Origin of the sequence: Acinetobacter sp. RIT698 (genome assembly GCF_009668065.1) — a bacterium.
In the GTDB taxonomy this organism is placed as follows: Bacteria; Pseudomonadota; Gammaproteobacteria; order Pseudomonadales; family Moraxellaceae; genus Acinetobacter; species Acinetobacter guillouiae.
Genome location: NZ_WJYH01000055.1, coordinates 21,351 through 27,759 on the forward strand (window position 1 = coordinate 21,351; position 6,409 = coordinate 27,759).

General features: G+C 36.7%; 5 protein-coding genes, 1 tRNA gene and 1 pseudogene. 3 read left to right on the top strand and 4 right to left on the bottom strand.

Annotated elements, in window-relative coordinates:
* Positions 1–121 precede the first annotated feature (121 nt).
* From GJV03_RS18430 to queA, 4 genes are all read right to left on the bottom strand, one after another.
* The gene (locus GJV03_RS18430) at positions 122–691 is read right to left on the bottom strand and encodes a LemA family protein (RefSeq protein WP_154130782.1); all 570 of its coding nucleotides are present in this window, start codon (positions 689–691) and stop codon (positions 122–124) included.
* A 19-nt stretch (positions 692–710) separates the two neighbouring features.
* Positions 711–1,736, bottom strand: a complete 1,026-nt coding sequence (locus GJV03_RS18435) for a hypothetical protein (RefSeq protein WP_154130783.1) — start codon at positions 1,734–1,736, stop codon at positions 711–713.
* Between the two features lie 88 nt (positions 1,737–1,824).
* On the bottom strand, positions 1,825–2,847 hold the full coding sequence (locus GJV03_RS18440) for a hypothetical protein (RefSeq protein WP_154130784.1): 1,023 nt from the start codon (positions 2,845–2,847) through the stop codon (positions 1,825–1,827).
* A gap of 147 nt (positions 2,848–2,994) precedes the next feature.
* Positions 2,995–4,032 carry a tRNA preQ1(34) S-adenosylmethionine ribosyltransferase-isomerase QueA gene (gene queA, locus GJV03_RS18445; protein ID WP_056514968.1) on the bottom strand — a complete coding sequence of 346 codons (1,038 nt, stop codon included), beginning with the start codon at positions 4,030–4,032 and terminating at the stop codon, positions 2,995–2,997.
* Positions 4,033–4,216: 184 nt separating this feature from the next.
* Here queA and GJV03_RS18450 point away from each other — a divergent pair.
* From GJV03_RS18450 to GJV03_RS21550, 3 genes and pseudogenes are all read left to right on the top strand, one after another.
* Positions 4,217–4,303 (top strand) — tRNA-Leu (locus GJV03_RS18450).
* Positions 4,304–4,661: 358 nt separating this feature from the next.
* A pseudogene (locus tag GJV03_RS18455) lies at positions 4,662–5,704 on the top strand (IS3 family transposase).
* A 495-nt stretch (positions 5,705–6,199) separates the two neighbouring features.
* Positions 6,200–6,409, top strand: a 210-nt coding sequence (locus tag GJV03_RS21550) for a hypothetical protein (RefSeq protein WP_171501878.1), incomplete at its 3' end; no start/stop codon positions are given.

A 6,409-nucleotide genomic window follows, 5' to 3' on the forward strand; every position in this document is an offset into this window, starting at 1 on the left:
TGTTGATAAATCCATTGTCATTATTTGTTTTTTACGTATTTATTCAAGTGATGTTTGATTAAAGAACCTTCCCAATATTTCCTTGGGAAGGATGGGTTTTTCCAACAATATTGAGTGAAGCTTAGTTGAAATTAGGCTTGTAATCAAAATTCTGAGTGACCACATTGTCGGAAAATGGACGAATTGTTTTCTTTGCCAAAGTAATGGTATTGATCATATTGTTTGGAAAAATTTCGATGGTGTTATTAAATTCTTCAACATTACGGTTAAAAATGGTGATTGCTGCACCGACATTTTCATTTTGTTCTTGAATATCATTCATCATTTTTGCATACAAAGTATCCGCTTTGAGTTCAGGATAATTTTCAACCACCACATTTAAACTTTTCATTAAATCTTGATTGAGTTTTTCAACATGTTGCAGTTGAGAAACATCGGTATTGTTTAGATTTAGATTCAAAATTTGCTGACGTAACTCGGTCACTTTTTCCAAAGTTGATTTTTCAAACTGTGTATATTGCGCCAAAGTTTGCTCTAAAGTTTCCAGTGTTTTTACTTTCTGGCGTTCAAAATTGGCCACTTCAGCCCATGCACGTTGTGTCGCATTGAAATAACGCACAATGTTATTCCTAACCAGAATACCCCAAACGATCAGAACAATAAAAATCCCAATAAATATGATTAAACCCATTTTGATTATTCCTTTTGATTTATGAAATCAAGTTTAGCATGCACTGTTTAAATTTTTCATATTCAGGCATGGTTAATGTTCTTAAATGTCCACGAAGTGCTGAAATATCCTGAAGCTTTTGTTTTTTACGACGAATGCGAAAGAGATCTTGATCTCCCATATAGCACAGCATATTTTCTTCAAAATGATAAACAATATCACCTGAATAGTGTTGAAAAAAATCACTTAATTTTAAGGTGATACTTGGACTAATGGTACGGGCAAGTTGATGTTGATCATAGCCAAAAATATATAAATTTTGACTGACCAGAATATCCGCAGTCTTCCATATTTGGGTATAGGGCGGAATAAATTCATGATGTTTATTACTGGCGGCAAAGCCGAGGGCGGGTAATTGAAAAATAAAAGCGCCCCATTGGTTTTTATGAGTTTCCTTAATTTTCTGTTTTTCACCCTGAGTATTGGGCAGTGAAAACTCATCGACATAATGATACTGAAATAACATCACATGATGTTCTTGTTCACCATTAAACCATTTGGTGGATGAAAATTGTTCAATCTCATTCAACACATTACCTTGCGAAAACAATGGAAAACTTTGTTTTAACTTGCTTATGACCAAAAAGGTATTGCTTGTTGTGGAGATATGACTTGGGGTTTTATTAAAATCTAACTCGTAGCGGAGAAACATCATACGCTGTTCTAAAAAATTGATCACTTCATCAATTGGATCGCTTTGCTCATAAATTAAATAAGCAGCAAAACAGCATAACAAGGCTGCTAATAGACTCAGTGGGTAGGGAATATAGTGATGAATCAGCCAACCAAAAATTGCAGTCAGTACCCCAATCATAAACAGCAGTCTGGGGATGAGGTTATGAAAAAATAACTCTCTACATTCTCCCCACGGATGTAAGCCATCTAAAATATCTTGTGCAGATTGAGCCTGTTGTCCAATTTCCCAAAGCCGGGCGATATTGCGCATCACATGTTTATTTTTTCTTGTGCGTAGGTGAAGCAATCGCTCAACGGTTTCTATAGGCATGGCAAATAATCATGATTGAAGTCTATTAAAGTTCGAATTCCAGATTGATAAGTATGCGATAAATTATTGTATCGACAAAGTAAATTGTTTATTTTTCAACTTTATTTGTCACATAATGAGGCTGGACTTCTTGTAGAATTGTGATCAGTGAATCTTTAAGCTGTTCATAATCAGGCATGTTCATGCTTTCAAGTTGTGCAGCCAAATCATAGACAGTTTGAACTTTATCAACTTGCATTTGCGCTTTGGTAATATCTGTTTTAAACAGCCAGCACAAAGAAGGGCGCTGAGCTTGAACATAAAAATCACCTTTAAAATTAGCCATGGCTTGATCAAGCATTAATACATGATTTGGTGTGAAAAATTTGGCAAGTTGCATTTCATTTATGCCACTTAATTGGTACTGATTGTCGAAACGAATATCCCCACTCGACCATTTTACCCCAAGACGGCAGGCTCGATTTTGTTTAGATGAAATACTGATACCTTGAGCAGGGAAGTTTTCTAGGATGATCCCCCATAAATCATAATGACGATATTCAGTCTTTTTCTTGCCTTCTGAATCACGAGTTTCGACTTCATCCACATAATGATAATTAAACAGCATATATGGATAGTTGATACCGTTGACCTGCCAAGCGCCATAAATGCAATGACCAATGGTATTTTCATGATCCCCTAAACCAAATAACGGGAAATTATAGGGAGACTCAATATTTTCATCGAAGGCATTGGGATAGAAGCGAATTTGATATTTTGCTTCTAGGTTCTTTTGATGAGCATCTTCAACCAATTGATTGAGTGCTTTTGTCGAAGTGCGTTTATAGAAAGCAAAAGCCACACTTGCACCCGCAACCAGTAAGAGTATCGGGTGGGTAAAAATAGCCAGTACAAATAAGCCAATCGCAATCGCGATAAAAAGCCAAAAAGTATAATTTTGAATAGACAGACTCGGATCATCTTGCCAATTCTTTAAGCTTGCAATGATCTGTTCAAAATCTTGATTTGAAGAGAGTAACTGATTGATCGCATGGATATTGTGCTGAGTCTTGCCATTATTTGCGTGTTGTTGACTAAAGGCATTTTGAATTTTTGTCAGTAAATCATTCATCTTTATTCATTATTGTGGCAAGTGCTTAGATGCCTGATTGTAACGAAAAAATGATTTTGAATGCAAAGTGTCGTGTTTAAACCACACTTTGCATATTGGTGGTCTGACTAAGCAATAACTTTTAAATAGGTTGCGCTTCGTTAGACCTTAGCCATTTGCGTTTTCAATCAGCATTGCATCGCCATAACTAAAGAAACGATATTTGCTTGCAACAGCATGTTGATATGCGTTCATAATATTGTCACGGTTGGATAATGCAGATACCAACATTAACAAGGTAGATTCTGGTAAATGAAAGTTGGTGATCAAGCGATCAACCACACAGAACTGATACCCTGGATAGATAAAGATTTGTGTATCGCCTGTCCATGCGGCAATTTTTCCCCCAGACGCTTGCGCTGCACTTTCTAAGGCACGTGTTGCTGTCGTTCCGACGGCAATTACTTTGTTGCCACGTGCTTTGGTTTCTTGAATCAATTTTGCAGTTGCTTCAGGCACATCACACCATTCACTGTGCATGATGTGATTTTCGATCTGATCTGTACGTACGGGTAAGAATGTTCCAGCACCCACATGCAAGGTTACAAAAGCTTTATTTACGCCTTTTTGCTCTAATTTTTCTAATAGGGCTTGGTCGAAATGCAAACTTGCTGTCGGTGCTGCTACGCTGGCCAATTTGGTTGGATCGTTAAACACGGTTTGATAACGTTCTGTGTCAATGGCTTCTGCTTCACGGTTAAAGTAAGGCGGTATAGGCAATTGTCCATATAAATCTAAAACTTGCAAAATAGGCTGTGAAAACTCCACCACAAATAAGTTTTCATGACGACCTGTTACCGTCACCTTGACTTCATCTTTGCCAATAAATAACTCAGCACCTGCTTTAGGTGAATTGCTGGCTTTGATATGACAATGTGCAATGGTCTGATCAAAAATACGTTCAACCAAAACTTCAATAGCACCACCAGAGGCGCGTTTACCTTTTAAGCGTGCTTTCATTACTTTGGTATCATTGAGTACCAATAAATCACCTTCATTGAATAAATCAAAAACATCGGTGAAGTGAAGATCTTGGTATGAACCATCTGCATTGAGATGTAAAAGGCGAGAAGCGCTACGTGTTTCAAGTGGGTAGCGCGCAATGAGTTCGTCGGGAAGTTCGAAATTAAAATCGGAGAGTTGCATCATGAGGAAGAAAAACTGACATTTGGGATTTAAAAACTGTCGCTAGTATAGTCGTTTTTCAAATTAATGGCTGAAATTGATGTTTTATAATCCAAAAAAACCAGATATGCCTTAAAATTAAACAAATGTGAAAACTTGTCGTTGACAAGAAAATGAAACGCGCTATTATACGCACACAACCTCTCCCGAGGTGGTGAAATTGGTAGACGCGGTGGACTCAAAATCCACTGTCAGCGATGACGTGTCGGTTCGAGTCCGACCCTCGGGACCATTAGTTTAGGTTAAACAGATTAGATAAACCCCGAAGCCTTGATACACAAAGGCTTCGGGGTTTTTTCGTTTCTGGGTGTTGGGTTTTTTTAAGGTATTTTGAGGTATTCTTAGGTATTCATTTACACGTTTTTTACACATTCTTTAACGTGTGTTTATTTGTATAAGTCATTGAGGTTGTAAACTTTATGAGTCTGTCAATTTATCAACTTGAAAATGGTAAGTGGAGAGCAGATCTTATTGCCTTCAATCAAAGAAAAAGTAAAACATTTAAATCTAAGAATGATGCGGTAATCCCCCCTAAAAATAATTGAAGTTAAAAGTAGAAAATCGAATAATCTTGTTGAAGGAGATTTTCTATGAAAACATCTAAATATTCAGACAGCCTAATCATGAGTATTTTGAAGCAAGCCGAATCAGGAACCCCTGTTCCTAATCTGTGTCGTGAACATGACATGAGTTCCGCTACATTTTATAAATGGAAAGCGAAATATGGAGGTATGGATATTTCCATGATGACGCGACTTAAAGAATTAGAAGCTGAGAATGCTCGTCTGAAGCGTATGTATGCTGACGAACGCCTTAAAGCAGATATTCTTCAGGATGCACTGTCAAAAAAGTTATAAGGTCAACACAACGTAAATCTCTTGCTCAGCGAGCCGTTGAGCAATTTAAGATCTCAGTAAGTAAGGCCTGTCTCATATTCCAAGTCAGTCAAACCTGCTATCGATATACAGCTCAATTAGACGAGCAAAATAAGATCATCGCAGAATGGCTGCTTAAGCTCACCAATGAGAATAAGACTTGGGGCTTCCAGCTTTGCTTTTTGTACCTACGTAATGTCAAAGGCTATCTATGGAACCACAAACGTGTTTATCGAATTTATAAGGAGCTTGAGCTTAACCTACGAATTAAACCAAACAAACGCATTAAGCGAATAAAGCCTGAATCACTCGCAGTGCCATCAACACCGAATGAATCGTGGTCAATGGACTTTATGCATGACCAACTCAGTGATGGTCGCAGTTACCGAATTCACAATGTTATTGATGACTATAACCGTGAGTCACTAGATATATTGGTTGACTTTTCTTTGCCAGCTCAACGAGTACTCAGGGGACTAGATCAATTAATCGCATGGCGAGGTAAGCCAAAGCGTATACGTAGTGATAATGGGCCAGAGTACATTAGTGATTTAATGCAGGCCTGATGTACTTAACATAAAATTGAACATGTATTTACCCAACCTGGTAATCCACAGCAGAATGCTTATGTAGAACGCTTCAATCGGACAGTTCGATATGAATGTTTGAATCAATATTTATTTCGAGAACTTGAAGATGTCCAAGACTATACAACTGCATGGCAACACTTTTATAATCATGAACGACCACATATGTAAGTTGATGGTAAACCACCTAAATTTAAACAACTATAAGGACTTTGGTTTTCTACTCATTAAATCAATTAAAAATGGGGGTATTACCATACGAAGCGATGGGCGGAGATTCAAGAGCGTGAATTCTTCTTAAATTTTTCTACCAAACAAGCTTTAAATAATAAAATAGTTCTTACAGTAGAAGAAGCATTGACTAGATATATGAATGAAGTGTCTAGGTATAAGAAAACTGCGAAAAAAGAGATACAACGGCTAAAATATTATCAAAAGAATCTGCCCTGTCTAACCTAGCAACTGCTAAACATTAGGCAAAAAATGCAGCTTAGTGTGACTTTGATTTTGCACCGTTTGAGTATAAACAGGTTTCCACGCCTGTTCACAGTTTTGCTGTGATATGTGTAATTTAAAATTATAACTCTGTTATGTGAGTAGTTTTGTGGATTTGTTGTTGGAGATTAGGTAGTATATTGAGGTTAATTAATGATTTAGTGTTTTTATATGAATGATGATCAACAAGAATTAGATTTAGGTCTTACGGAAGATGAAAATAACTTTGTTACTAATTTAAAGTACATAAAGGAAAAATTAAGCAGTATAAATTTAAATGATTTTGATATGAGAACATCTGTCAGTAGACTAACTAATGGAAGAATAATTGAAATAAATAGGTTACTCTCTGAGATTGATAAAATAATCCCCTTTTATAAA

Coding starts and splice junctions, on each gene's coding strand:
- GJV03_RS18435 (WP_154130783.1), bottom strand. CDS start 1,736: ATGCCTATAGAAACCGTTGAGCGATTGCTTCACCTACGCACAAGAAAA.
- GJV03_RS18430 (WP_154130782.1), bottom strand. CDS start 691: ATGGGTTTAATCATATTTATTGGGATTTTTATTGTTCTGATCGTTTGG.
- GJV03_RS18440 (WP_154130784.1), bottom strand. CDS start 2,847: ATGAATGATTTACTGACAAAAATTCAAAATGCCTTTAGTCAACAACAC.
- queA (WP_056514968.1), bottom strand. CDS start 4,032: ATGCAACTCTCCGATTTTAATTTCGAACTTCCCGACGAACTCATTGCG.